We start from the raw sequence: 25,223 nt of genomic DNA, 5'->3' as shown, positions 1-25,223 counted from the left end.
CCTTTAACTGCAGTCCCGTGAGGCTGAGAAGGAATCGTATGGCAATAGGTGAGCTATGCACAAAACCTCTCATCCTCAGGATGAGAGGTTTTTTTAACCGAAATTTGAGGTGATGAGCATGCCGGAAAAAGCGGTTGTGTTAGATGAGCAGGCGATCAGAAGGGCGCTAACTAGAATAGCCCACGAAATTATCGAACACAATAAAGGGATAGACAATTGTGTTTTGGTCGGAATCAAGACAAGGGGAATTTATCTTGCCAAACGTCTTGCAAAAAGAATAGAGGACATTGAAGGAAAAGAGATACCTGTCGGCAACCTTGACATTACCTTTTACCGGGATGATTTAACACAAAAAACAGAAAGCGGCGAACCGCTCGTTAAAGGTTCAGATATCCCGATCGATATTAACAATCGAAAAGTCATTTTAGTGGACGATGTCCTTTACACGGGAAGAACAGTACGGGCAGCGATGGATGCCATTGTTGACTACGGCAGGCCAGCGCAAATCCAGCTCGCTGTACTTGTTGACCGCGGCCATCGCGAACTACCGATCCGAGCGGATTATGTCGGAAAAAACATACCTACTTCAAAATCAGAAAAAATTGTTGTACAGCTTTTGGAAGTAGATGAAAAAGAAAAAGTATCCATTTATGAAAATGAATAGATGTCCCTTTTAATAGCAGTCCCGTGAGGCTGCAAAGGGGTCCGAAAGGTGTATACGCTATTTGTATGCACTTTGGCAAAAACCTCTTTGTGCCTCATCGGCCAAAGAGGTTTTTTTATGCAAATTCCATAAGGAGGAAAAAAACATGAAACAAAATATTATACTAGATGTTCATGATAAACCTGATTTTATCACATGGCTCGCCCTAAGCTTCCAACATTTATTTGCCATGTTTGGAGCAACGATTCTCGTACCGTTTTTAGTCAAAATTGATCCTTCTGTTGCCTTGATTTCCAGCGGTCTCGGCACACTCGCATTTATTTTGATCACAAAAGGAAAAGTGCCGGCATATGTCGGCTCCTCCTTTGCCTTCATCACACCGTTAATTGCGGCTAAAGCTGCCGGCGGTGTAGGAGCGGCGATGATCGGCAGCTTTTTGGCAGGTTTAGTTTACGGAGTTGTCGCACTTATCATCAAACAGACAGGATATAAATGGATTATGAAATTACTTCCAACTGTTGTCGTCGGTCCAGTAATCATGGTAATCGGACTTGGCCTTGCATCAACAGCTGTGAGTATGGCCATGAACGATCCTAAAGGACATTACAGCTTGCTTCACTTTTCAGCAGGTCTTGTTACGCTTCTGATCACCATTATAACAATGGCATTTTTTAAAGGATTTTTTAACCTAATCCCTGTATTAATCGGAATTTTCGGCGGATATGTATACTCGCTTATAATCGGCATTGTCGACTTTCAAAAAGTGGCGGAAGCCAAATGGTTTCAGCTCCCGAACTTTATCATTCCATTTGTTGATTATACACCTCACATTACATCTGAAATCATTCTGCTGATGGTTCCAGTCGCAGTGGTGACATTATCCGAGCATATCGGTCACCAAATGCTGCTAAGCCAAGTAATCGGAAAAGATTTAATCAAAGACCCTGGACTTGCCCGTTCCATTCTCGGCGACGGAGCGGCAACCATGATTGCATCTCTTATCGGTGGACCGCCGAACACGACATATGGCGAAAATATCGGCGTATTGGCGATTACAAGAATTTACAGCGTTTATGTCATTGCCGGTGCAGCTCTATTCGCAATCTTGTTTGGCTTTATTGGAAAAATATCAGCCTTGATCAGTTCGATTCCAACTCCAGTAATGGGAGGCGTTTCAATACTTCTCTTCGGGATCATCGCATCTTCAGGATTAAGAATGATGATTGAGCATAAAGTTGATCTGAACGAAAAAAGAAACTTAATTATCACTTCCGTCATCTTAGTAATAGGAATTGGCGAAGCAATGATTAAGTTCGGTGAAAGCTTCGAATTACACGGAATGGCATTAGCTGCAATCATTGGCGTCATTTTAAACTTTGTGCTCCCAGGAAAAAAAGAAGAACATATTTTTGACACAAATGAAGAAGATTCTGTAGCGTAGCAATCACCTTTTAAAAAAGTCCAGAGAGGCTTTCAAGGGTGTGTGAGACAAATCAAGCTTCGCCATTTGCTTACACCCTGTCATGCCTTGGCAGGGTATTTTTTTTAAAATTCAAACGTCAATCGCTTTTATTTAAAGGAAAGGGGAAGAAAGCGATGAAACATTTAGTGACCATGAGCACGCTGTCAACTGAAGAGATTATTGCCATTTTGGATGAAGCGGAACACTTTAAAATGGGAAAACGATGGAAAGTCGGAGAACAAACATTTATCGCCAACTTGTTTTTTGAGCCGAGTACGAGGACGAGGTTTAGTTTTGAAGCTGCTGAAAAAAAACTTGGACTTGACATTTTAAATGTGGATGGAGCTTCTTCAAGCATTCAAAAAGGAGAATCGTTGTACGATACTGTAAAAACTTTAGAATCAATCGGTGTCGAGGCAGTCGTGATCCGTCATCCGCAGGATCGGTATTTTGACGAGCTGATCGGCCGTGTCCAAGTATCCATATTAAATGCTGGCGATGGGTGCGGACACCATCCAACGCAATGTTTGCTCGATTTGATGACAATTCGTGAAGAGTTTGGGAGTTTTAACGGATTGACGGTTTCCATCATCGGTGACATTCGCCACAGCCGTGTAGCAAGATCTGATGCAGAAGTGCTGACAAGGCTCGGGGCAACCGTATTGTTCTCTGGACCTGAAAAATTTCGGGACGACACCAATCCATACGGTACATACGTATCGATCAATGAAGCAATCGAAATGTCAGATGTTGTGATGCTCTTAAGAATCCAGCATGAACGCCACAGCGAAAAATGGACAGCTGATCAATATTTGGAGCAGTACGGATTGACAAAGGAACGGGAAAAAATGATGAAGGACCATGCGATTATTATGCACCCTGCACCGGTCAACAGAGGAGTTGAAATCGACGGAGATTTAGTAGAGTGCAGCCGATCGCGAATTTTTAAACAGATGGAAAACGGTGTATTTGTCCGCATGGCAGTTATAAAACAGGCGATTGAAAGTAAAGCACAAGGGGGAGAGAAGAAACATGTCCATTCTATTTAAAAATGCGCAATTGTTAACAGAGGAAGGCGAATTGACAAAACGGGATGTTCTTGTGGAAAACGGAATAGTCAAACAAATATCGGAAGAGATAGCTGATGGAGCGGGAGACGTGATCGATTGCAACGGAAAGCTTCTTTCCCATGGATTTATCGATCTTCACGTTCATCTGCGTGAACCGGGTGGAGAAGCGAAAGAGACGATTGCCACCGGCACGCTGGCTGCAGCGAAGGGCGGCTTTACAACCGTTGCCTCCATGCCTAATACGAAGCCGCCTATTGATACGAAAGAAAAAATGATCAATTTACAAAAGCGAATTAAAGAAACAGCAAAGGTTCGCGTTCTTCCTTATGCAGCGATCACACTTGGGCAAAGCGGAAGCGAATTAACGGATTTTGATGCATTAAAAGAGGAAGGTGCTTTTGCCTTTACGGACGATGGCGTAGGTGTCCAGTCGGCCGGCATGATGTTTCAAGCAATGAAAAAAGCGGCGGAGAAAGGATATTCAATTGTCGCGCATTGTGAAGACAATACCCTTATCAACGGCGGATCCTTCCATGATGGAGTTTTTGCAAAAAATCACGGTATATCCGGCATTCCATCTGTATGTGAATCCGTTCAAATTGCAAGAGATGTTCTGCTGGCAGAAGCTAGCGGCTGCCATTACCACGTGTGCCATATTAGTGCAAAAGAATCCGTCAGAGCCGTCAGAGACGCCAAAAAAGCAGGCATCCGCGTGACATGCGAAGTGACCCCGCATCATCTTCTTTTATGTGATGAAGATATTCCGGAGCTTAATCCGAACTTTAAAATGAATCCGCCGCTTAGAGGCAGAGAAGACAAGAAAGCATTAATCGAAGGGCTGTTGGATGGAACAATCGATTTTATTGCTACGGATCATGCGCCTCATACGATGGAGGAGAAATCTTTAGAGGTCGATAAGGCGCCGTTTGGGATTGTCGGGTTGGAAACTGCCTTTCCTCTTTTGTACACATATTTTGTCGAACGGGGCATTTTTACATTGAAACAGCTTGTTGATTGGTTGACGGTAAAGCCTGCTAGAGCTTTTAACTTGGATATGGGGGAATTAAAAGAAGGCATTTCTGCAGATTTGACGCTCATTGATTTACAGGAAGAAAAAAGGATAGATGCCTCAACATTTGCATCAAAAGGAAAAAATACGCCGTTTAACGGCTGGCTTGCAAAAGGCTGGCCTGTTTTAACAATGGTGGACGGCAAAATCGTTTGGAAAAGGGGAGAGTAATATGAAACGGCAATTAGTGCTTGAAAACGGCGATGTTTTCATCGGCGATGGCTTTGGAAGCGATCGTGACATCATCGGAGAGGTTGTGTTCACAACCGGAATGACAGGCTATCAAGAAACACTTTCAGATCCTTCATATTGCGGGCAAATCGTAACGTTTACTTATCCATTGATCGGCAATTACGGCATCAACCGAGACGATTTTGAGACGATCCGCCCGTTCGTGAACGGGATGATTGTGAAGGAAGCCTGTGAAGCTCCCTCCAACTGGAGAAGTTTATATTCAATCAATGATTTTCTCATAGAAAACGATATTCCTGGCATCAGTGGAATCGATACAAGAAGGCTGACTAGAATTATCCGCAACTACGGAACGTTAAAAGGTGCAATCTGTTCAGCTGAGGCGGATCCAAAGCAAGTGGCTGAGAAATTAAGAGAAACGGAGCTGCCGCGCAATCAGGTGGAAATTGTATCGACGAAAAGACCATATCAAAGTCCAGGAAGAGGAAAAAGAGTGGTTGTTGTAGATTTTGGCATGAAGCATGGAATCTTAAGAGAATTAAACAGCCGAAATTGCGACTCGATCGTCGTTCCATATGATACATCTGCGGAGGAAATATTGCGATTGAAGCCTGACGGCGTTTTGCTCACAAACGGACCTGGAGATCCGCAAAACGTTCCAGAAGCAATTGAAATGCTGCGCGATCTTATCGGGAAAACCCCTATCTTTGGAATATGTTTAGGGCATCAGCTGCTCGCTTTAGCATGCGGTGCGAAAACAGAAAAATTGAAATTCGGCCACCGCGGCTCAAACCATCCAGTGAAGGATTTAAAAACTGGGAAAGTGTATATGACTTCCCAAAATCACGGCTATGCTGTAAGCATCGAATCCATTAGGAATACAGAGCTTGAAGTAACACATGTTGCACTAAACGACGGAACAGTTGAAGGATTGAGACATCGCGTGCATCCTGCTTTCGCTGTTCAATACCATCCGGAAGCATCGCCGGGACCTGAGGATGCCAATCCATTGTTTAATCAATTTATCGAGCTGATGGAAAAGACTGCTCAAAGGGGGAATCTCAATGCCTAAGCGGAAAGATATTCAGAAAATTTTAGTTATTGGATCAGGACCGATTATTATCGGACAAGCGGCGGAGTTTGACTATTCGGGAACACAGGCGTGCTTAGCATTGAAAGAGGAAGGATATGAGGTAGTTCTTGTCAACTCGAACCCAGCGACAATTATGACGGATACGGAAATTGCCGACAAAGTGTATATGGAGCCGCTCACGCCGAGCTTTGTCGCCAAAATCATCCGCAAGGAAAGGCCGGATGCGATCCTGCCGACTCTCGGCGGACAGACTGGACTAAACTTGGCGGTCGAGCTTCATAAAATGGGTGTTTTAGAAGAGTGCGGCGTTGAAATTTTAGGAACTAAGCTTTCAGCCATTCAAAAAGCTGAAGACCGTGAACTGTTCCGCGAGCTTATGAAGGAGCTGAATGAACCGGTGCCGGAAAGCGCCATAATTCATGAGCTTGAAGAAGCGTTTCATTTTGTGGAGCAAGTCGGCTATCCGGTGATCGTCCGGCCTGCATATACACTTGGCGGGACCGGAGGCGGCATTTGTCACGATGAGGAAGAACTGATTGAAATTGTGACGAACGGTTTAAAGCTCAGCCCTGTTCATCAATGTCTGCTCGAAAAAAGCATTGCCGGCTACAAAGAAATCGAATATGAAGTGATGCGGGACTCAAAAGACAATAAAATCGTTGTCTGCAACATGGAAAATATTGACCCCGTCGGCATTCATACAGGCGATTCGATCGTTGTGGCGCCCAGCCAAACGATTTCAGACAGAGAATACCAGTTGCTCAGAAACGTGTCATTAAAAATTATCGGAGCTCTTGGCATCGAAGGCGGCTGCAATGTTCAGCTTGCTCTTGATCCGGATAGTTTTCAATATTACGTTATCGAAGTGAACCCGCGGGTTAGCCGCTCATCTGCCCTTGCATCAAAAGCGACAGGATATCCGATTGCGAAACTCGCAGCGAAAATTGCCGTCGGTTTGACGTTAGATGAAATCATCAATCCAGTGACAGGGAAAACATTTGCTTGCTTTGAACCGGCGCTTGATTATGTTGTCACGAAAATACCGCGATGGCCGTTTGATAAATTTGAATCAGCCAACCGTGTGCTTGGCACTCAAATGAAAGCAACCGGTGAAGTCATGGCGATCGGCCGCACGTTTGAAGAATCGTTGTTAAAAGCTGTTCGTTCTCTCGAAGCAAGCGTCTACCATTTAACATTGAAAGAAAACGATGTCTCAGATGAAATGATTGAAAAGCGAATCAAGAAAGCAGGGGATGAACGAATCTTTTACATCGCGGAAGCGCTGAGAAGGGGTTTTTCCGTTGAGCAAATTCATCAATGGAGCAAAATCGACCGCTTTTTCTTGAATAAGATAAACAACATTATCGAATATGAACGAGAACTGAAAAAATCTCCATTTGATGTAAACGTGTTGAGAAAAGCAAAGCAGCTCGGATTTTCTGATCACTTTATCGCTTCGTTATGGAATACAGATGAATCGGAAGTTTATGAGTTTCGGAAAAAACAAGGAATTGTTCCAGTTTACAAAATGGTTGATACGTGCGCAAGCGAGTTTGAATCCGAGACGCCTTACTTTTACGGCACATATGAAGAAGAAAATGAATCGATTGTGACTGAACGAAAAAGTGTTGTCGTGTTAGGTTCAGGGCCGATTCGAATCGGGCAGGGTATTGAGTTCGATTATGCAACAGTTCACTCTGTTTGGGCGATTCGCGAAGCAGGATATGAAGCAATCATTATCAATAACAATCCAGAAACGGTGTCAACGGATTTCAGCATTTCCGACAAGCTGTATTTTGAACCGCTGACGATCGAAGATGTCATGCATATTATCGACTTGGAGAAGCCGATTGGCGTTGTCGTCCAATTCGGCGGGCAAACGGCAATCAATTTGGCAGGCAAGCTGGCAAAACGAGGTGTCAAAATATTAGGAACAAGCCTGGAAAATTTAGATCGGGCGGAAGACCGCGACAAGTTCGAACAAGTGCTTGAAGCTTTGGAAATACCACAGCCTGTAGGGAAAACGGCTCTATCCGTCGCTGAAGCGGTGGAAATTGCGGAAGAAATCGGCTATCCGGTGCTTGTCCGTCCTTCCTATGTGCTTGGCGGCCGGGCGATGGAAATTGTCTACCATAAAGAAGAATTGCTCCATTATATGGAACATGCAGTAAAAATTAATCCGGAACATCCCGTTTTAATTGATCAATATTTAACCGGAATAGAAGTGGAAGTTGATGCGATTTCAGACGGTAAACATGTGCTCATTCCGGGCATTATGGAGCATATTGAGCGGGCAGGCGTGCACTCAGGGGACTCGATAGCGGTTTACCCGCCGCAAACGTTATCTGATCAGTTGAAAACAGAACTTGTTGATTATACGATTCGTTTGGCAAAAGGGCTGAATATTGTCGGACTGCTAAACATTCAATTTGTAATTGCTGACGGGCGGGTATACGTATTGGAAGTGAACCCAAGATCAAGCAGAACAGTTCCGTTTTTAAGTAAAATTACCGGAATTCCGATGGCTAAGCTTGCGACAAAGGTGATACTCGGTGCTAGCTTGCCGGAACTCGGTGTGAAAACAGGGCTTGCAAAAGAGGCGAAAGGTGTATTTGTGAAGGTGCCGGTATTTTCATTTGCGAAGTTGCGCCGTGTAGACATTACGCTTGGACCAGAAATGAAATCAACTGGGGAAGTAATCGGAAAGGATGCCACCTTTGAAAAGGCTCTTTATAAAGGCTTTGTTGCAGCCGGTACGAATATTTACGAGCACGGATCAGTACTGCTTACGATTGCTGATAAGGACAAAAACGAGGCTTTAGAAATTGCGGGCAGATTTCGCAATATCGGCTATCAGCTGCTGGCGACGGAAGGAACCGCAAAGTTTCTAGAAGAGAACGGCATAAAAGCAAAAGTTGTCAGCAAAATCGGATCACGTGGCGACAACATTTTGGATGTGATACGCAATGGAAAAGCGCAATTTGTCATCAACACGCTGACGAAAGGAAAGCAGCCTGAGCGCGACGGCTTCAGAATCAGAAGGGAATCGGTTGAAAACGGTGTGCCGTGCTTCACTTCTTTAGACACTGCAAGGGCAATTTTACGCGTGCTTGAAACGATGGCTTTTACGGTTGAAAATCTCTCCGAACATAATAGGTAAAGAAGGTGATCCAATGATCAAAGCTTGGATGGAAATCATCAGCAACAGGCCAATTGCGAAAAACATTTATAAAATGGAATTAAAAGGAGAGCTCGTTCAACGCATTACTCGTCCGGGACAATTTGTTCAAATAAAAGTGGATGACAGTTTTGATCTGTTATTAAGAAGACCGATCAGCATTGCCGAATACAATGCCGAAAAAAACACGATGACATTAATTTATCGGGCAGAAGGCGCCGGAACGAAAAGATTGTCCAGAAAAAAAGCAAGTGAGCTTGTCGATGTTTTCGGACCGCTCGGAAACGGTTTTCCGGTTGAAGAAACGAAGGAAAAAGCATTGCTTGTCGGTGGCGGCATTGGCGTTCCCCCTCTTTATGAATTGTCGAAGCAGCTTGTTCAAAATGGAGTGGAAGTTGTCCATGTATTAGGATTTTCAACAAAAGCGGCGGTGTTTTACGAACAAGAGTTTAAAGAGCTGGGCGAAACGTTTGTGGCGACAGTTGACGGCACATTCGGCGCAAAAGGAACCGTTATGGATATCATCAATGAACAACGCTTCACATTTGAAACGCTCTATACATGCGGACCAACTCCAATGTTAAAAGCGATAGAAGAAGCATTTCCGCATAAAAAAGTGTTTTTGTCCCTGGAAGAAAGAATGGGCTGCGGAATCGGCGCTTGCTTTGCCTGTGTCCGCCGTACGAAAACCGATGCAAATGATTCGGGCTATAAGAAAATCTGTACCGACGGGCCTGTTTTTCGAATCGGGGAGGTGATGTTGGAATGTTAACTGTTAAGCTTCCTGGTCTTGAGTTAAAAAATCCGATCATGCCCGCATCAGGATGCTTCGGCTTTGGCCGCGAATTTGCCAAGCTGTACGATTTATCCAAGCTTGGAGCGATCATGATCAAAGCAACAACGCTTGAGCCTAGATTCGGAAATCCAACACCAAGGGTGGCGGAAACGCCGTCGGGAATGCTCAATGGCATTGGGTTGCAAAATCCCGGATTAAAAAAAGTGATGGAGGAAGAGCTTCCTTGGCTTTCTCAATTTGATGTTCCGATCATTGCGAACATTGCCGGCTCGACTGTTGAAGAATATGTGGAAGTGGCAAAAGAAATCAGTAAAGCGCCTAACGTAAAAGCACTTGAACTGAACATTTCTTGTCCGAATGTTAAACAAGGGGGGATCATGTTCGGAACAGTTCCTGAAGTAGCCGGACATTTAACAGAAGCTGTGAAAAACGTTTCTTCAGTACCGGTTTATGTCAAGCTTTCTCCAAATGTAACTGACATTGTCGCCATGGCAAAAGCGGTGGAAAAAGCGGGAGCAGACGGAATTACGATGATCAACACGCTCCTCGGCATGCGGATCGATGTGAAAACAGGCCGGTCGATTATTGCTAATGGAACAGGCGGGCTTTCTGGACCTGCTGTCAAGCCGATTGCCGTTCGTATGATCTATCAGGTTTCCCAAAGTGTAGAAATCCCGGTCATTGGCATGGGAGGAATTATGAATGTCGATGATTGCATAGAATTTTTGCAGGCAGGAGCAAAGGCAGTCGCAATTGGTACAGCGAATTTTGTCAATCCTTACGTCTGTGTTGAACTTATTGATGCGTTGCCGAATCGGCTGAAAGAATTAGGCTTTGATCATGTGAATGAATGTGTCGGAAGGAGCTGGAAAGATGAAAAATCGTCCTCTAATTCTTGCCCTTGATTTTGATACGAGAGAAAAAGCATTGCAGTTTGTGCAAATATTTGAGCAGCCTTTATTTGTTAAAGTGGGGATGGAACTTTTTTATCAAGAAGGCCCTTCTATCATTGAAGAATTACAGCGAAGCGGTCATCAAATATTTCTTGATTTGAAGCTGCATGATATACCAAATACCGTGAAACAAACGATGAAAGGACTTGCCAAGCTCGGAGTCGATTTGATCACTATTCACGCTGCGGGAGGTAGAGACATGATGGAAGCAGCGATAGAAGGGCTGGAGGCGGGAGCTCAGAGCGGAAATAAGCGTCCAGATGTTGTCGCTGTCACCCAGCTGACAAGCACTTCCAGCGAGATGCTAAAAAATGAACTTCTCATTGAAAAGCCGTTGCTTGAGACGGTTTTACATTATGCGGAAAATGCAAAAAAAAGCGGGATGAGCGGTGTTGTTTGTTCTGTCCATGAAGTAAGCGAAATAAGAAAAACGTGCGGTCCATCTTTTCTGACTGTTACGCCTGGAATTCGTTTAGCAAAAGATAGAGCACAGGATCAAGTCCGCATTGCGACGCCAAAATTTGCAAAGGAACAAGGCGCATCAGCCATTGTAGTCGGCAGGACAATTACAAAAGCAGAGGATCCTGTTGCAGCCTACAATGAGGTAAAAAAAGAATGGGAGGGTAAGGTGGAATGAAAAAGGAAATCGCCAAACATTTGCTAGAAATTGAAGCAGTTACTCTCAGACCAAATGAACCGTTTACGTGGGCAAGCGGAATAAAATCGCCCATTTATTGCGACAATCGTTTGACTCTATCGTATCCGAAGCTCCGCAAAATCATTTATAAAGGACTAGCTCAACTAATCAGTGAGCATTTTTCCGATGCTGAATTAATTGCTGGAACTGCAACAGCCGGTATTCCCCATGCGGCATTAGTTGCTGAAGAGCTGGGATTGCCTATGTGTTATGTGCGCAGCACACCGAAAAAGCATGGGAAGGGAAACCAAATAGAAGGAAAAGTGAGGGAAGGACAAAAAGCTGTTGTAATCGAAGACTTGATTTCAACAGGGGCAAGCTCCTTAAAAGCTGTTGAAGCACTAAGAAATGCTGGCTGTCAAGTACTAGGTGTCGCCGCAATTTTTACCTACGGTCTTCCTCAAGGAAAGCAAAACTTTGCCAATGCTGGCATTCCTGCGATCGCATTAAGTGATTATGACACTTTAATCCAAGTGGCTTTGGAAGTGCAAATGATTTCAAAAGAGGATCTCGACCGCTTGTCATTATGGCGAAAAAATCCTGAAAACGACAGTTGGCTCGAAAAAGTTTAACCGCCTTTTCATATAATATTTAATTCCAATCAAAAAACTCGGGTTGACTTTTAGGAAAATTATGATAAAATTTGATAGCATATAGCACGTTCTTGAAAGGAACACTGTGAATCTTCTAACCTAATTTTTAAGTACAAAATGTCATTTGTACAAATGAAAGAAAAGAAGGATTATATAAAAAGCTGTCTCAATAAACCGCTGACTAGACGACTAGAGGCGGTTTTCAATCCTTTTATTGAACGCGCTCTATTCCTTTTCTAATAAGGGGGAAAGGCGAATGCTTACGTACGAAACCTGGGCGGAACCTGATCTCGTGTTTGATGAGACATCGGACACAAAAGGTGCCCTAGAGGTGTTGGAATGGGCATATTCAACATATAAAGATGATATTGTGTATTCGTGCAGCTTTGGGATTGAAGGGATTGTACTCATTGATTTAATATCAAAGGTCAATCCGACCGCACGGATTGTCTTTTTGGATACAGGGCTGCATTTTAAAGAAACCTATGATTGCATAGAAAAAGTAAAAAATCGATACCCAGATTTAAATATAGAATTGAAAAAACCAGAGATCACATTAGAAGAGCAAAAAGAGCAATATGGGGATAAGCTTTGGGAGAGAGATCCGAATCTTTGCTGCCACATCCGGAAAGTGGTTCCTTTAAGGGAGACACTTGAACCTGTAAAAGCATGGATTTCAGGATTGAGAAGAGAACAATCGCCGACAAGAAAACATATAAACTATATTAATAAAGATGAGAAATTCCAAAAGGTAAAAATTTGCCCTCTCATCCACTGGACATGGAAGGAAGTTTGGCGATATGTTTATAAACATGATTTGCCTTATATCGTCTTACATGATCAAGGTTATCCTTCCATTGGCTGCCAGCCTTGCACTCAGCCAGCCATTAACATGGATGATCTGCGTTCTGGAAGATGGGTCGGCCATCAAAAGCTTGAATGCGGATTACATGAGAGTGTGACAAAATAATGGAAGCCTATAACCATTAGAGGAAGCGGTGCGGCGGTAGCGGGTGCTGCCTGTCGTACAGGAGCGGTAAAAACATATCGCTTTTTCCTCCATTCGGACTGCTGGAAATGTTCTCTGTTCAATGGTCGGTGGAGGTGAAGGTGCCTAAACCGTCTGCTTCGGCTTCATCGATAGTTGATTCAATCATTTTATCTTTGGTGTTTGTTCAATCAAAATATGAATATCACTTACAAGTGAAGTGATAGTTTGATCTACAGCAGGCCTTTTTCCGCATATAATGCTTTATAAAAACTCGTCATAAAAAATAAAGTTTTGAAGACACGTTTCATGAAATGATTCTTTTTACTCGTTTTTGATGATGGCGTATCGCAACGATTTAGATTTATTTAGCGGCTAAGGCTAAAAATTTTTTCAACAAAAGCCTAGTAAATAAATATGAATATAGGAATATATGGCGTAGCAAGGAGGAGATCAAATGGGGATTGCACCGCACGGAGGAACATTAATCAATCGCTATAATCCAGAATACAATTATTCTCATATTCAAGAAGCAATTGAATTGGATAATATCGGGCTCTCTGACTTAGAGTTAATCGGTATTGGAGCATTTAGTCCATTAACGGGTTTTTTAACTAAAAAAGATTATGATAGTGTTGTCGAAAACATGCGTCTTGCCAATGGTATAGTTTGGAGCATTCCAATTACACTTCCTGTTGAAGAAGAACAAGCTGATCGCATCGACATTGGAGATGAAGTTAAGCTGACATTTAACGGAGAAGTATACGGTGTGATCAAAGTGGAAGATAAATATAAGCCGGATAAACAAAAAGAAGCGGAATATGTTTATCGGACAAAAGATGAAGAGCACCCAGGAGTTGCTAAATTGTATGAGCGTCCTCCTGTCTATCTTGGCGGGGATGTCGTGTTAGTAAAGAAAACGGAAAAGCCGTTTCCAAATGAAACATTTGAGCCAGCAGAATCTCGAGCCGCTTTTGAACGTTTTGGCTGGAATACAGTCGTAGGGTTTCAAACGAGAAATCCTGTTCACCGTGCGCATGAATACATTCAAAAAACAGCTCTTGAAACCGTAGACGGATTATTTCTGCAGCCGCTGGTCGGCGAAACAAAAAAGGATGATATTCCTGCAGATATTCGCATGGAAAGCTATCGAGTTCTGTTAGAAAATTACTATCCAAAAGATCGTGTTCTGTTAGGAATTTTTCCAGCCGCCATGCGCTATGCCGGACCGAGGGAAGCGATATTCCATGCTATCGTCCGAAAAAATTATGGGTGTACGCATTTCATCGTTGGAAGAGACCATGCAGGGGTTGGAAATTACTATGGAACATATGATGCGCAAAAAATCTTTTCCAACTTTACAAAAGAGGAATTAGATATTACGCCGCTGTTTTTTGAACACAGCTTTTATTGCAAAAAATGCGACGGCATGGCCTCCCATAAAACATGTCCGCATTCCGATGACGACCGTGTCATTTTATCAGGCACAAAAGTAAGGGAAAAACTGCGAAACGGCGAGCCGCTGCCAAACACTTTCAGCCGTCCGGAAGTTGTTGAAGTGCTCGTAAAAGGACTGCGCCAAGAAGAATTGCAAAAATGAGGTGGAATAAACGTGACAAGTAAAAATATTGTTTGGCATCACCATTCCGTCACAAAAGAAGAGCGGAGGAAAAAGTTGGGGCATCACAGCTTTGTTCTATGGTTTACCGGATTGTCTGGTTCCGGCAAATCAACGTTAGCCAATGCATTAAACCAAAAACTGTTCAATGAAAATATTTCGTCTTACGTATTAGATGGGGACAACGTTCGCCATGGGTTGAACAAAGATTTAGGCTTTTCGGAATTGGACCGAAAAGAAAACATTCGGCGCATTGGAGAAGTAGCAAAATTATTTGTGGACAGCGGCCAAGTTGTTTTGACAGCCTTTATTTCACCATATAGAGAAGATCGGGAGTTAGTAAGAAATTTGCTCGAGCATGATGAGTTCATTGAAATATATGTTAAATGCTCATTATCAGAATGTGAAAAACGAGATCCGAAAGGGCTGTACAAAAAAGCGAGAAACGGTGAAATTAAACATTTTACAGGCATCGACGATCCATATGAAGAGCCGGAAAATCCTGAAATCATTGTTCATACTGAGGAATGGTCAGTAGAAGAAAGTGTTGAACATATTTTTCAATATTTAAAAAATCGAAAGTTCCTATAATCTTAAACATTGGGGGAGTTGCAATGGCACAAGAAAAAGTATGGGCAAACAATGAGAATTTAAATAAGTTTGAATTAAAAAAGCTTGAAAAAGACGGATTGGACATTTTGGAAGAAATCGACACCTTTGCGAAAAACGGCTTTGCTTCCATTCCGGAAGAAGATTGGGATTTGCTCAAATGGGCCGGGCTGTATCTTCAACGTCCAAAAAAAGACGGTTATTTCATGATGCGGGTGAAAGTGCCGACGGGAATATTAACCTATGATCAAGTCGTTGCGCTCGCAGGGATCTGCAGAGATTTTGGCCGGGATCTATTTGATATTACAACTCGTCAGGCCATTCAGTTCCATTGGCTGGAAATCGAGAACATTCCGGAAATATTTAGACGCTTGGATGAAGTCGGTCTAACAACGGTAGGCGCCTGTGGCGACATCGCCCGCAACGTGATTGGAAATCCTCTTGCGGGCATTGACCCGGAGGAGCTTTTGGACACAGAGCCGATTGTGCGAGAAATTCATCAATTTTTCCATAAAAATAGAGATTTTTCCAATTTGCCAAGAAAATATAAAATTTCGATTAGTGCAAGCTACTACAATTCCGGACATGCCGAAATCAATGATTTAGCTTTCATACCAGCTACAAAAGAGATTGATGGAAAGCTTGTGAAAGGCTTTCATGTAAAGGTCGGTGGCGGACTATCATCAAAACCGCATTTGGCCCAACCATTGAACATTTTCGTAACCCCGGATAAAGTGAAGGATGTTGCCATTGCGGTCACAACCATCTTCCGTGATTACGGCTATCGTGAGAAAAGACACCGCGCCCGTCTAAAATTTTTAGTTGCCGATTGGGGTGTAGAAAAATTCCAAGAAAAACTGCTTGAACTGACAGGTCCGCTTCCGGAGAGAGGAAACGATGAAACAAAAGGCTGGAATGCAGGATATTTTTACGGCGTTCATCCGCAAAAGCAAAAAGGCTTGAATTACATTGGCTTTAATGTTCCGCTCGGAAGACTTTATTCCGAGGAAGTGCTGGAGATCGCCAGAATTTCCAAAAAATACGGAAATGGACAAATCCGAACTTGCAATACACAAAATATTGTGATTCCGAACGTTCCGGATGATCAAGTTGAAGCTTTGCTGGCAGAAGAAATTTTTCAAAAGGGCAGAATTACCATCAAGCCGAAATCATTCATTGGTTATGCCGTTTCCTGCACTGGAACGGAATTTTGCAACCTTGCGCTTGTTGAAACGAAACAGCGGATGAAAACAATTGTCGAATATTTGGATCAAGAATTAGAATTGGATGTACCTGTTCGAATGCACATCACAGGCTGCCCGAATTCATGCGGTCAGCGGCAAATCGCGGACATCGGTCTGCAAGGCGTTTTGATGAGAACAAAAGATAAAAAAATGGTCGATGCCTACGAAATTCATGTTGGCGGAACGCTTCTTGACGGCGGCCGATTTAATGAAAAATTGAAAGGAAAAATTGAGGCAGAGAAGCTTCATTTAGTGTTGAAAGATTTTCTGCAATATTTCAAAGAAACGAAGCTGGCCGGCGAAACCTTTTTAGAATATTATGATCGCGTCGGCATTGAACCTTTGCAGGCGAAGCTCGATGAGATTTTGGAACCTCTCGGAGCTTAAATGGGGTGTCAGCATGTATTTGTATCGCTTTCTTGTAAAAACGAAGGAGAAGGAAATTCCAGTAATCATCGCGGCCGAAAATGATTTGAAAGCATTCGAGCAAGTAGATGTTGAGCTTGAAAAATTTTATTTAAAGGTTCTTGACATTGAAGATGTTACGTTGTACGAAAAGAAAAAAATACGAAAAAGTGCAGGGTTTGTGATAGATGAAAGCGACGTGACGCTCTGTACGTAGTGGGGGAGATCAGCGTGGGAAAAGTGTATATTGTCGGAGCAGGCCCAGGAGATCCAGAATTAATCACAATAAAAGCGATGAAGGCGATTCAGAAGGCGGATGTGATTTTATATGACAGGCTTGTCAACAAAGAGCTCCTTGCTTATGCAAAAAAAGAAGCGGATCTCATTTATTGCGGCAAATTGCCAAATTACCATACGATGCGCCAAGAGACGATCAATAAGTTTTTAGTGAAGCATGCCCAGGCAGGCAAAATCGTAACGCGGTTAAAAGGAGGCGATCCCTATCTTTTTGGCAGAGGGGGAGAGGAAGCGGAAGTATTGGTGCAAAAACGAATTCCTTTTGAAGTGATCCCCGGGGTTACGGCTGCTTCCGCCGCTTCCGCTTATGCTGGCATCCCGCTTACGCATCGCAGCATCAGCGCTTCTTGTGCGTTTATTACCGGGCATAGAGCAGGGGACCGGAAAACAAAAGAGGAAACGATTCATTTGATGAAGGCGGCGGACACCGTTGCCGTCTATATGGGTGTGAAAAATATTCCGGAAATCCAAGACATGATGGTCCGAAGCGGGAAGGATCAAAATACGCCTGTTGCCTTTATTGAATGGGCAACTACGGAAGAACAGCGCACAGTAACGACAACCGTGAAGGAAATGGCGAAATCGGCAAAAGAAAATTGTATTTCTAATCCATGCATGATCATTATCGGCGAAGTCGTTCGTTTTCATGACCAGTTGAACTGGTTTGAGAAGCAGATGAGCAACATCGATTTTACAACAGGTGTTTCGTTATGAAAAAAGGGGTTCTGTATATCTTTCACGGCAGTCGGTTGCGAGATTCTAGAGAAGAGGCGATTCATTTTTTCAATGACGTGAAGGCGAGCCTGCCATACGAGATTCAAGAAATCTCTTTCCTTGAGCTTGCAAAGCCTACCATTGAGGAAGGATTTGCATCCTGTTTCGCAAAAGGAGCTGCTCATATTGCGGTAATCCCAGTGCTGTTATTAGCTGCCGGCCATGCCAAACAAGATATACCAGCTATTCTTTCGACATTGCAGACAAAGTATCCGGAAGCAATGATCTCCTATGGCATGCCTTTTGGCGTTGATGAATTGATGCTAGAGGCAGTGGAAGACAGAATTAAACGCGTTTTGAATAGACCGAAAAAGTCTAGAATGATTTTGATCGGTCGAGGAAGCCGCGATGTGGAAATGCAGCAAGATTTTTTAAGGATTGGCCGCATGCTTGAAGAGCGATTGGAAGTACCGGTGACGTGCTGCTTTTTAACCGCAGCTTCTCCTCTTTTTCAAGATGTTGTTCAATCCGTTCCAAAAATGCCGGAAGAAGAAATAATTTTTGTGCCTTATTTATTGTTTACAGGTCTATTGTTAAAAGGAGTTCAAAAGGAAATCGAGCAATTGAAAAAGGTAACGAATAAAAATATTATGTTAACTGATCATATCGGAAACCATTCGGCTGTAAAAGAACTGCTTCGCTTCAGAGTTGAAGAAGCGTTTGCAACAAGAGAAGAGAATAAATATTTGAAAAAGGAAACCGTGTTATGAATGGTTTCCTTTTTCTCTGTACTGAAATGAGGCGTACATAATTTTTCAAGATTAGAGCTAGTGAAGGCGACATTCCCGATGATCAACGTTGTTAATGGAGTAAGAGTTTCATAAAAGAAGCTTATAAAAGCAGAAGGAGAAGCAGAAAAAACGTCTATTGTTTTTTCAACTTCAGCACGAGCTCTTCATCAGGCGTCACATAGACCGTTTGCTGATTTTCATATATGACAAACCCAGGCTTGGCGCCATTCGGTTTTTTTACATAGCGCACTTTTGTATAATCGACAGGTACGGAGCTTGATTGGCGCGCTTTGCTGAAATAAGCTGCAAGATTCGCTGCTTCTAAAATGGTCTGTTCAGATGGATCCTTTTTTCGGATCACAACATGGGAGCCGGGTATGTCCTTTGTATGAAGCCAAATATCGTCTCTAGCAGCAACCCGGTTCGTCAAGTATTCGTTTTGCTTGTTGTTTTTGCCGACTAATATTTCAGCTCCGTCGCTGGACAGATAAGCTTCTAAAACAGGTTTAGCATTTTTTTTCTTCTGGATGTTCGCTCTTTTTTTCAAATATCCCCCTTCAATCAATTCTTCTCGAATTTCCTCTAAGTCTTTAGGAGAAGCTGTTTCAAGCTGCTGGAGAAGCCGGTCAAAATATTCGATTTCTTGTTCTGCTTTTTCGATTTGCGATTTGACAACTAAAACGGAATTTTTGGCTTTTTGATATTTTTGAAAATAACTTTGGGCGTTTTCAGAAGGAGTTTTCAAAGGATCAAGCGGAATTTTGATCTTTTGTCCATCCTCGTCATAATAGTTGATAACTTCGACTTCTTTATCCCCTTTTTTCACTGCATGCATGTTCGCTGTCAATAGTTCGCCGTAAAGCTGTAGCGTATTTGCTTTTTCAGCCTCTTTGAGCGTGTGTTTTAGCTTTTGGATTTTCGTTTCATTCTTTTTTCGTTCGTTGATGATGAAGCGTTCTAAATCCTGCCCTTGCTGCTTCACTCGATCGCGTTCCGCTTTCGAGTAAAAATATCGGTCTAGCAATTCGCTTATGGTAGAAAATGTTTTCCTTTCTCCTTTTACGTGCTCTAAAGGCAAAATATAAAAATATTCTTTATTTAAAGTTTTTGTCATTTGCGGAACAATGCTTCCGCTTTTTATTTGATTTAAAACGGACATAAGCGTTCTGGCAACCGATTCCTTATTGGCGATTCCAGAGCGGTAGACGATTTCTTTTGCCAACAGAGGCGAGATGCCAGCAAATTGGTCGACAATTTGTTTTTCAAATTTTCCTGAAAACAGATCAATTTTTTTCAAAACCGTTTCTTCTGAAGCATGAAAAGGATTCAATTTGCCTTGGTCTGGAGGAAAAACATATGCGTGTCCGGGCAAAACAGAGCGATGGCGATTGACTGCAGCTGATACATGTTTGATGCTGTCAATGATCATCTTCTTTTCTTGATCGACTAAGATGATGTTGCTATGTTTTCCCATGATCTCGACAAATAATTGTTTCCTGGTGATATCCCCTAATTCATTGCGGGATCTCATTTGCAGCATGACGATTCGATCAAGTCCGACCTGGCTGATTTCCTCAATGATGCTTCCTTCCAAATGCTTTCTTAAAACCATACAGAACATCGGCGGTTCTTGCGGATTATCATAGTGGGAGGCTGTAAGATGAATGCGCGCAAAATTGGGATGATTGGATATAAGCAGACGATAATTTTTACCTTTCTGACGAATTTGCAAGATAAGATCGTGCTTAGAAGGCTGATGAATTTTTGTGATTTTTCCGCCTTCAAGCTCTTGTTTCAATTCTCTTTGAACACAATATGTAAAAATGCCGTCAAAAGACATATTTGCTCACCCTTTTTCCATGAAGTCCAAGAAAAAACTTACTAAATTATAACATGTTTTAGGACAAGGCTGAATATGTTGTTCTTAGAGCGTGTATCAAAAGGTGAAAAGGGGTGAAACAGAAATTCATGAAATGGCATGAATTGACAGAACAAGAAGCAATTCAATCATTGAATGTCGATATAAAAAAAGGATTATCAGAAAAAGAAGCAGAAAACCGCAGAAAAAAATTAGGATACAATGAGCTTGCAGAAGGAAAACGGCAATCAAATCTTTTGTTATTTTTCGGCCAGTTTAAAGATTTCATGGTTCTTGTTTTAATTGCGGCAACCGTCATTTCCGGCCTTTTAGGAGAGTATATTGATGCAGTTGCCATTATTGCGATTGTGATTTTGAACGGAGTTCTTGGATTTATTCAAGAGAAAAAGGCAGAGAAGTCTCTTGCTGCATTAAAAGAACTGTCAAGCCCGCAGACTACTGTATTGCGCAGCGGGAAGTGGATGAAGATCCCTTCGAGAGAAATTGTCGTAGGGGACTGCATTAAATTTAAAAGCGGCGATCGAATCGGAGCTGATGTGCGTCTCATTCAGGTATCAAGCCTTGAAGTCGAGGAGTCGGCACTAACTGGTGAATCCGTCCCTGTTGGAAAACATACACGCCCATTAAAAGGGAATCAAGGATCCGTTGGCGATATGCAAAATATGGCCTTTATGGGCACGCTTGTAACAAGAGGAAGCGGAGTCGGCGTTGTCGTGGCTACAGGCATGAAAACGGCAATGGGGCAAATTGCAGATTTGCTGCAAACCCAGGAGCAGCAATTGACACCGATGCAGAGAAAATTAGAAGAGCTGGGCAAAGTTTTAATTGTTGTAGCTCTTCTCTTGACGGTATTAGTAGCAGGAATCGGAGTCATGCAAGGACATGCTGTTTATGAAATGTTTTTGGCGGGGGTCTCGCTGGCAGTGGCGGCGATTCCTGAAGGCTTGCCGGCGATTGTTACGGTTGCATTGGCATTGGGCGTCCAGCGGATGATCAAGAAAAATTCAATTGTCCGAAAGCTTCCAGCTGTTGAAACGCTCGGATGTGCAACCGTCATTTGTTCAGATAAAACAGGAACAATGACTCAAAACCAAATGACTGTGACAGACATTTGGATAAGCAATCAATCATGGAAGGTAACAGGTGCGGGCTATCAGCCTGCTGGGGAGTTTTTTGAAAACGGAAAAAAAATTGATCCGGCTGCTCATAAACCGTTGAAGCAAATGTTAATGTTTGGAATGCTTGCTTCAACATCTGATATTATTGAAACAAATGGAGAATATTCCCTTGATGGCGACCCGACGGAAGGTGCGTTGATCGTGGCTGGCATGAAAGCGGGGCTGGCAAAATCAAAATTATTGAAGCAATTTCATATTATGCGAGAATTTCCTTTTGACTCCGACCGAAAAATGATGTCCGTCATTGTTCAAGATAAAGACGGAAAATGCTTTGCAGTTGCAAAAGGAGCTCCAGATGTTATATTAGAACGTTCGACACATGTTCTTTGGCACGATAGAAAAGAACGTTTAACGGAGCAGCGAAAAAATGACATTCAAAAGGCGATTTTTCATCAGGCAAACGAAGCATTAAGAACGATAGCAGTTGCATACAAACCGCTTCATACAGGATCTCTACCCCAAGCTGAAGCGGAATCTTCTCTTATTTTCATTGGCATACAAGGAATGATTGACCCGCCAAGACCAGAAGTGAAACAAGCGGTGAAGGAATGCGGTGAAGCAGGCATTAAAACTGTCATGATAACAGGCGATCATGTTATTACCGCACAAGCTATCGCAAAAGAACTAGAAATATTGCCGCCTAACGGTAAAGTAATGGACGGATCATCTTTGTCCAAGCTCACGATTGAAGAATTGGAAGAAGTAGTTGATGATATTTACGTATTTGCCAGAGTTTCTCCGGAGCATAAATTGAAAATTGTGAAAGCATTGCAAAACAAAGGACATATCGTTGCAATGACTGGAGACGGCGTAAATGATGCCCCGGCAATCAAAGCGGCAGACATAGGCATTTCGATGGGAATGAGCGGCACCGATGTGGCAAAAGAAGCTTCCTCTCTTATTCTCGTTGATGATAACTTTGCCACCATTAAAGCAGCGATTCAAGAAGGGCGCAATATTTATGACAATATCAGGAAATTTATTCGCTATTTATTAGCATCAAATGTAGGAGAGATACTAGTTATGTTATTTGCCATGATTTTAGCATTGCCACTGCCGCTTGTTCCGATTCAAATTTTGTGGGTGAATCTTGTAACAGATGGCCTGCCGGCTATGGCGCTTGGCCTTGATCCTGCAGAAGAAGATGTGTTAAAAAGAAAGCCTCGCGATCCGAAAGAAGGGATTTTTTCGAGAGGGCTTGGCTGGAAAATTTTATCTCGCGGGTTTTTAATCGGGCTGTCCACACTACTTGTCTTTTACTTCATTTATGAACGGAATACAGAACAGCTTGCCTACGCGCAAACAGCTGCTTTTGCAACACTTGTTTTGTCCCAATTGATTTTAGTGTTTGATTCAAGAACGGAAAAAACGATTTTTGACCGGAATCCTTTTAGCAACATTTATTTGCTGCTGGCAGTCTTTTCATCCATAATCTTAATGCTTGTTGTCATTTATTATGAGCCGCTTCAACCGATTTTCCATACAACGCCTATCATGGCTCGAGATTGGCTGTTTATTTTCGTCATGTCCGCTCTGCCGACATTTTTGCTGGCAGGATCAATTTTAACAAGAAAAAAACGATAAGTTATGTTATAATTTTTTCAGGTGATAGATGCTATTCTATGACCTTTCTTTTTTTCTTTTGTTTTGAAGGCGATGAAAGAACGGATGTGATACAATGGTATTAAGCATGACGGGATTTGGCCGCTCGGTAAAAACGGTGCAGCAGATGCAAATAACAGTTGAGATGAGATCGGTCAATCACCGGTTTTGTGAAATCAGCGTGCGGATGCCTAAAAATTTTTTTTCGCTTGAAGAAAAAATAAAGAAAGCCGTACAATCTTATATAAATCGAGGACGTGTGGAATTGTACATCACGGTCAGCGGAGAGGGTCTTTTTTCCAGAACCCTAAACGTTGACTGGTCCCTTGCCGCTCAATACATAGACGCTTTGAACGAAATGAAACGCCGTTTTCATATAGATGATTCCATTCGTTTCATGCACCTTTTGCATGACGAACATATTTTTGAAATTCAAGAGGTTGCGAATGAAAATGAAGAGCTTGAATGTATGATGTTAGAAGCTGTTCATGAAGCGGCCAATCAACTTTTGGAAATGCGGGCTGCAGAAGGAAGCAAGCTAAAAGAAGACTTGCTGAAGCATTTGGAAGCGTTAGAGCAAATCATAGAGCATATTCAATCAAGAGCCAGTATTGTCGCAAGCAACTACAGAGATAAATTGCAAAAGCGTTTATCCGAGTTTATAACAGGGAATATTGATGAGAATAGAATATTGTTGGAAGTGGCAATTTTCGCTGACAAATCGGATATTACGGAAGAATTGACAAGATTAGAAAGCCATTTGAGCCAGTTTCGAAAAACGATCGAAAAAGATGAACCGATAGGGCGGAAGCTTGATTTTATCGTACAAGAGATGAGCCGGGAAGCCAATACGATCGGAGCTAAAGGGAATGATTCGGCCATTTCTGCTTTCGTTGTGGAATTGAAAACTGTTATTGAAAAATTAAAAGAGCAAGTTCAAAATATTGAATAAAGGCTTTTTAGGGGGAAAAATCATGGGAATTAAATTAATTAATATTGGCTTTGGCAACATCGTTTCAGCAAGCCGCATCATTTCCATTGTAAGCCCCGAATCGGCTCCGATAAAGCGGATGATTCAAGATGCAAGAGAACGAGGAATGCTTATTGATGCGACATATGGAAGAAGGACGAGAGCAGTTGTTATAATGGATTCTGACCATATTATATTGTCTGCCGTCCAACCGGAAACAGTTGCTCAAAGGCTTTCCAATAAAGATGAGCTGTCTGATGAAGGGTAGGGTAAAATTGAAATGCAATTAAAGAAAAAAGGTTTGTTAATTGTTTTGTCTGGACCGTCCGGAGTGGGAAAAGGCACTGTTCGCAAAGCGTTGTTTGCACAAAAAGACGTCAATTTTCAATATTCGATCTCAGTGACGACGAGAACCCCACGGGAGGGTGAGAAGGACGGTGTAGATTATTTTTTTAAAACACGCGAACAATTTGAACAGATGATTAAGGAAAACAAACTGCTTGAATGGGCAGAATATGTTGGGAATTATTACGGTACACCCGTTGAATATGTAGAGAAAACACTTGCAGAAGGAAAAGATGTTTTTCTAGAAATTGAAGTTCAAGGGGCTCTTCAAGTTAAAAAGGCATTTCCTGACGGGTTGTTTATATTTTTACTCCCGCCTAGCCTGGAAGAACTGAAAAATCGAATTGTCACGAGAGGAACAGAGTCAGCTGACTTGATCAATAATCGGATGAAAAAAGCAAAAGAAGAAATTGACATGATGGATTATTATGACTATGTTGTTGTTAATGATGAAGTGAATCTTGCCTGTGAAAAAATTAAAGCGATTGTGACTGCTGAACATTGCAGAAGGGAAAGAGTTGCACAAATGTACAAAAAATTTTTGGAGGTTGAGTCTTGATGCTTTATCCATCAATTGATTCCCTATTAAACCGTATCAATTCAAAATATACACTAGTAACTGTAGCAGCAAAAAGAGCGCGGCAAATGCAGCAAAACAATGACCAGCAATTGGAAAACACGGTATCTGTAAAATATGTCGGAAAAGCGCTGGAAGAAATTGATGCAGGGCTGCTTAATTATGAAAAGATTGAGAAATAATAGCTGCTGTCATAACAACCTACTTGATAGGTTGTTATTTTTTTAAAAAGCTGAGAA

General features: G+C 42.4%; 23 protein-coding genes. 22 read left to right on the top strand and 1 reads right to left on the bottom strand.

Annotated features, from left to right (window positions below):
* The first annotated feature begins 118 nt into the window (after positions 1–118).
* From pyrR to NST97_RS05225, 17 genes are all read left to right on the top strand, one after another.
* Positions 119–664, top strand: coding sequence for a bifunctional pyr operon transcriptional regulator/uracil phosphoribosyltransferase PyrR (gene pyrR / locus NST97_RS05305; protein WP_063388474.1), 546 nt, complete (start codon positions 119–121; stop codon positions 662–664).
* A 145-nt stretch (positions 665–809) separates the two neighbouring features.
* Entirely contained in the window at positions 810–2,105 is a 1,296-nt protein-coding gene (locus NST97_RS05300; RefSeq protein ID WP_339196629.1) for a solute carrier family 23 protein, read from the top strand.
* A gap of 155 nt (positions 2,106–2,260) precedes the next feature.
* The gene (locus tag NST97_RS05295; protein WP_339196626.1) at positions 2,261–3,175 is read left to right on the top strand and encodes an aspartate carbamoyltransferase catalytic subunit; all 915 of its coding nucleotides are present in this window, start codon (positions 2,261–2,263) and stop codon (positions 3,173–3,175) included.
* Complete coding sequence (locus tag NST97_RS05290; RefSeq protein WP_341343008.1) at positions 3,159–4,436, top strand: dihydroorotase; 1,278 nt, start codon at positions 3,159–3,161, stop codon at positions 4,434–4,436. Before NST97_RS05295 ends, NST97_RS05290 begins: the two co-directional genes overlap by 17 nt.
* 1 nt (position 4,437) lies before the next feature.
* The gene (locus NST97_RS05285; protein ID WP_063388471.1) at positions 4,438–5,529 is read left to right on the top strand and encodes a carbamoyl phosphate synthase small subunit; all 1,092 of its coding nucleotides are present in this window, start codon (positions 4,438–4,440) and stop codon (positions 5,527–5,529) included.
* Positions 5,522–8,710 carry a carbamoyl-phosphate synthase large subunit gene (gene carB / locus NST97_RS05280; protein WP_341343007.1) on the top strand — a complete coding sequence of 1,063 codons (3,189 nt, stop codon included), beginning with the start codon at positions 5,522–5,524 and terminating at the stop codon, positions 8,708–8,710. Before NST97_RS05285 ends, carB begins: the two co-directional genes overlap by 8 nt.
* A gap of 13 nt (positions 8,711–8,723) precedes the next feature.
* Entirely contained in the window at positions 8,724–9,500 is a 777-nt protein-coding gene (locus NST97_RS05275) for a dihydroorotate dehydrogenase electron transfer subunit (protein WP_063388469.1), read from the top strand.
* Positions 9,494–10,429 (top strand): dihydroorotate dehydrogenase, encoded by a 936-nt coding sequence (locus NST97_RS05270; protein WP_341343006.1) that lies wholly within the window; start codon positions 9,494–9,496, stop codon positions 10,427–10,429. The genes NST97_RS05275 and NST97_RS05270 overlap by 7 nt, the downstream gene beginning before the upstream one ends.
* Positions 10,398–11,114 carry an orotidine-5'-phosphate decarboxylase gene (gene pyrF / locus NST97_RS05265; protein ID WP_341343005.1) on the top strand — a complete coding sequence of 239 codons (717 nt, stop codon included), beginning with the start codon at positions 10,398–10,400 and terminating at the stop codon, positions 11,112–11,114. The genes NST97_RS05270 and pyrF overlap by 32 nt, the downstream gene beginning before the upstream one ends.
* Positions 11,111–11,746: an orotate phosphoribosyltransferase gene (gene pyrE, locus NST97_RS05260; protein ID WP_063388466.1), complete on the top strand. Its 636-nt coding sequence runs from the start codon at positions 11,111–11,113 to the stop codon at positions 11,744–11,746. Before pyrF ends, pyrE begins: the two co-directional genes overlap by 4 nt.
* A gap of 277 nt (positions 11,747–12,023) precedes the next feature.
* The gene (locus NST97_RS05255; RefSeq protein WP_340787571.1) at positions 12,024–12,737 is read left to right on the top strand and encodes a phosphoadenylyl-sulfate reductase; all 714 of its coding nucleotides are present in this window, start codon (positions 12,024–12,026) and stop codon (positions 12,735–12,737) included.
* Positions 12,738–13,212: 475 nt separating this feature from the next.
* Positions 13,213–14,355 (top strand): sulfate adenylyltransferase, encoded by a 1,143-nt coding sequence (gene sat / locus NST97_RS05250; protein WP_340733939.1) that lies wholly within the window; start codon positions 13,213–13,215, stop codon positions 14,353–14,355.
* A gap of 12 nt (positions 14,356–14,367) precedes the next feature.
* Complete coding sequence (gene cysC / locus NST97_RS05245) at positions 14,368–14,964, top strand: adenylyl-sulfate kinase (protein ID WP_340733938.1); 597 nt, start codon at positions 14,368–14,370, stop codon at positions 14,962–14,964.
* A 23-nt stretch (positions 14,965–14,987) separates the two neighbouring features.
* Positions 14,988–16,613: a nitrite/sulfite reductase gene (locus NST97_RS05240; RefSeq protein ID WP_341343004.1), complete on the top strand. Its 1,626-nt coding sequence runs from the start codon at positions 14,988–14,990 to the stop codon at positions 16,611–16,613.
* 13 nt (positions 16,614–16,626) lie between these two features.
* Positions 16,627–16,848 carry a DUF3906 family protein gene (locus NST97_RS05235; RefSeq protein ID WP_063388461.1) on the top strand — a complete coding sequence of 74 codons (222 nt, stop codon included), beginning with the start codon at positions 16,627–16,629 and terminating at the stop codon, positions 16,846–16,848.
* A gap of 14 nt (positions 16,849–16,862) precedes the next feature.
* Entirely contained in the window at positions 16,863–17,642 is a 780-nt protein-coding gene (gene cobA, locus NST97_RS05230) for a uroporphyrinogen-III C-methyltransferase (protein WP_341343003.1), read from the top strand.
* The gene (locus NST97_RS05225) at positions 17,639–18,412 is read left to right on the top strand and encodes a sirohydrochlorin chelatase (protein WP_341343002.1); all 774 of its coding nucleotides are present in this window, start codon (positions 17,639–17,641) and stop codon (positions 18,410–18,412) included. Before cobA ends, NST97_RS05225 begins: the two co-directional genes overlap by 4 nt.
* 154 nt (positions 18,413–18,566) lie before the next feature.
* On the opposite strand, the gene NST97_RS05220 is transcribed toward NST97_RS05225, so the two are convergent.
* Positions 18,567–20,273, bottom strand: a complete 1,707-nt coding sequence (locus NST97_RS05220; RefSeq protein WP_327856276.1) for an Rqc2 family fibronectin-binding protein — start codon at positions 20,271–20,273, stop codon at positions 18,567–18,569.
* Positions 20,274–20,401: 128 nt separating this feature from the next.
* Here NST97_RS05220 and NST97_RS05215 point away from each other — a divergent pair, with 128 nt between their 5' ends.
* From NST97_RS05215 to rpoZ, 5 genes are all read left to right on the top strand, one after another.
* The gene (locus tag NST97_RS05215) at positions 20,402–23,074 is read left to right on the top strand and encodes a calcium-translocating P-type ATPase, SERCA-type (RefSeq protein ID WP_341343171.1); all 2,673 of its coding nucleotides are present in this window, start codon (positions 20,402–20,404) and stop codon (positions 23,072–23,074) included.
* 94 nt (positions 23,075–23,168) lie between these two features.
* Positions 23,169–24,044 carry a YicC/YloC family endoribonuclease gene (locus NST97_RS05210; protein ID WP_063388457.1) on the top strand — a complete coding sequence of 292 codons (876 nt, stop codon included), beginning with the start codon at positions 23,169–23,171 and terminating at the stop codon, positions 24,042–24,044.
* A gap of 22 nt (positions 24,045–24,066) precedes the next feature.
* Positions 24,067–24,330 carry an extracellular matrix/biofilm regulator RemA gene (remA, locus tag NST97_RS05205; protein ID WP_063388456.1) on the top strand — a complete coding sequence of 88 codons (264 nt, stop codon included), beginning with the start codon at positions 24,067–24,069 and terminating at the stop codon, positions 24,328–24,330.
* Positions 24,331–24,342: 12 nt separating this feature from the next.
* Positions 24,343–24,966: a guanylate kinase gene (gene gmk, locus NST97_RS05200; RefSeq protein WP_063388455.1), complete on the top strand. Its 624-nt coding sequence runs from the start codon at positions 24,343–24,345 to the stop codon at positions 24,964–24,966.
* Positions 24,966–25,166: a DNA-directed RNA polymerase subunit omega gene (gene rpoZ, locus NST97_RS05195; RefSeq protein WP_063388646.1), complete on the top strand. Its 201-nt coding sequence runs from the start codon at positions 24,966–24,968 to the stop codon at positions 25,164–25,166. The genes gmk and rpoZ overlap by 1 nt, the downstream gene beginning before the upstream one ends.
* Positions 25,167–25,223: the final 57 nt, after the last annotated feature.

This window comes from Aeribacillus sp. FSL K6-1305 (genome assembly GCF_038050115.1).
In the GTDB taxonomy this organism is placed as follows: domain Bacteria; phylum Bacillota; class Bacilli; order Bacillales; family Aeribacillaceae; genus Aeribacillus; species Aeribacillus composti.
The sequence above is the reverse complement of the archived record's forward strand: the minus strand, read 5'-3'. Positions and strand labels throughout refer to the sequence as shown.

Excerpts from the sequence above, each read along its gene's own strand:
- NST97_RS05290 (WP_341343008.1), top strand. The coding sequence starts at position 3,159 with ATGTCCATTCTATTTAAAAATGCGCAATTGTTAACAGAGGAAGGCGAA.
- pyrF (WP_341343005.1), top strand. The coding sequence starts at position 10,398 with ATGAAAAATCGTCCTCTAATTCTTGCCCTTGATTTTGATACGAGAGAA.
- NST97_RS05240 (WP_341343004.1), top strand. The coding sequence starts at position 14,988 with ATGGCACAAGAAAAAGTATGGGCAAACAATGAGAATTTAAATAAGTTT.
- remA (WP_063388456.1), top strand. The coding sequence starts at position 24,067 with ATGGGAATTAAATTAATTAATATTGGCTTTGGCAACATCGTTTCAGCA.
- pyrE (WP_063388466.1), top strand. The coding sequence starts at position 11,111 with ATGAAAAAGGAAATCGCCAAACATTTGCTAGAAATTGAAGCAGTTACT.
- NST97_RS05255 (WP_340787571.1), top strand. The coding sequence starts at position 12,024 with ATGCTTACGTACGAAACCTGGGCGGAACCTGATCTCGTGTTTGATGAG.
- gmk (WP_063388455.1), top strand. The coding sequence starts at position 24,343 with ATGCAATTAAAGAAAAAAGGTTTGTTAATTGTTTTGTCTGGACCGTCC.
- NST97_RS05235 (WP_063388461.1), top strand. The coding sequence starts at position 16,627 with ATGTATTTGTATCGCTTTCTTGTAAAAACGAAGGAGAAGGAAATTCCA.
- sat (WP_340733939.1), top strand. The coding sequence starts at position 13,213 with ATGGGGATTGCACCGCACGGAGGAACATTAATCAATCGCTATAATCCA.
- NST97_RS05220 (WP_327856276.1), bottom strand. The coding sequence starts at position 20,273 with ATGTCTTTTGACGGCATTTTTACATATTGTGTTCAAAGAGAATTGAAA.
- pyrR (WP_063388474.1), top strand. The coding sequence starts at position 119 with ATGCCGGAAAAAGCGGTTGTGTTAGATGAGCAGGCGATCAGAAGGGCG.
- NST97_RS05285 (WP_063388471.1), top strand. The coding sequence starts at position 4,438 with ATGAAACGGCAATTAGTGCTTGAAAACGGCGATGTTTTCATCGGCGAT.
- rpoZ (WP_063388646.1), top strand. The coding sequence starts at position 24,966 with ATGCTTTATCCATCAATTGATTCCCTATTAAACCGTATCAATTCAAAA.
- NST97_RS05225 (WP_341343002.1), top strand. The coding sequence starts at position 17,639 with ATGAAAAAAGGGGTTCTGTATATCTTTCACGGCAGTCGGTTGCGAGAT.
- NST97_RS05210 (WP_063388457.1), top strand. The coding sequence starts at position 23,169 with ATGGTATTAAGCATGACGGGATTTGGCCGCTCGGTAAAAACGGTGCAG.
- NST97_RS05300 (WP_339196629.1), top strand. The coding sequence starts at position 810 with ATGAAACAAAATATTATACTAGATGTTCATGATAAACCTGATTTTATC.
- carB (WP_341343007.1), top strand. The coding sequence starts at position 5,522 with ATGCCTAAGCGGAAAGATATTCAGAAAATTTTAGTTATTGGATCAGGA.
- NST97_RS05215 (WP_341343171.1), top strand. The coding sequence starts at position 20,402 with ATGAAATGGCATGAATTGACAGAACAAGAAGCAATTCAATCATTGAAT.
- NST97_RS05295 (WP_339196626.1), top strand. The coding sequence starts at position 2,261 with ATGAAACATTTAGTGACCATGAGCACGCTGTCAACTGAAGAGATTATT.
- NST97_RS05270 (WP_341343006.1), top strand. The coding sequence starts at position 9,494 with ATGTTAACTGTTAAGCTTCCTGGTCTTGAGTTAAAAAATCCGATCATG.
- NST97_RS05275 (WP_063388469.1), top strand. The coding sequence starts at position 8,724 with ATGATCAAAGCTTGGATGGAAATCATCAGCAACAGGCCAATTGCGAAA.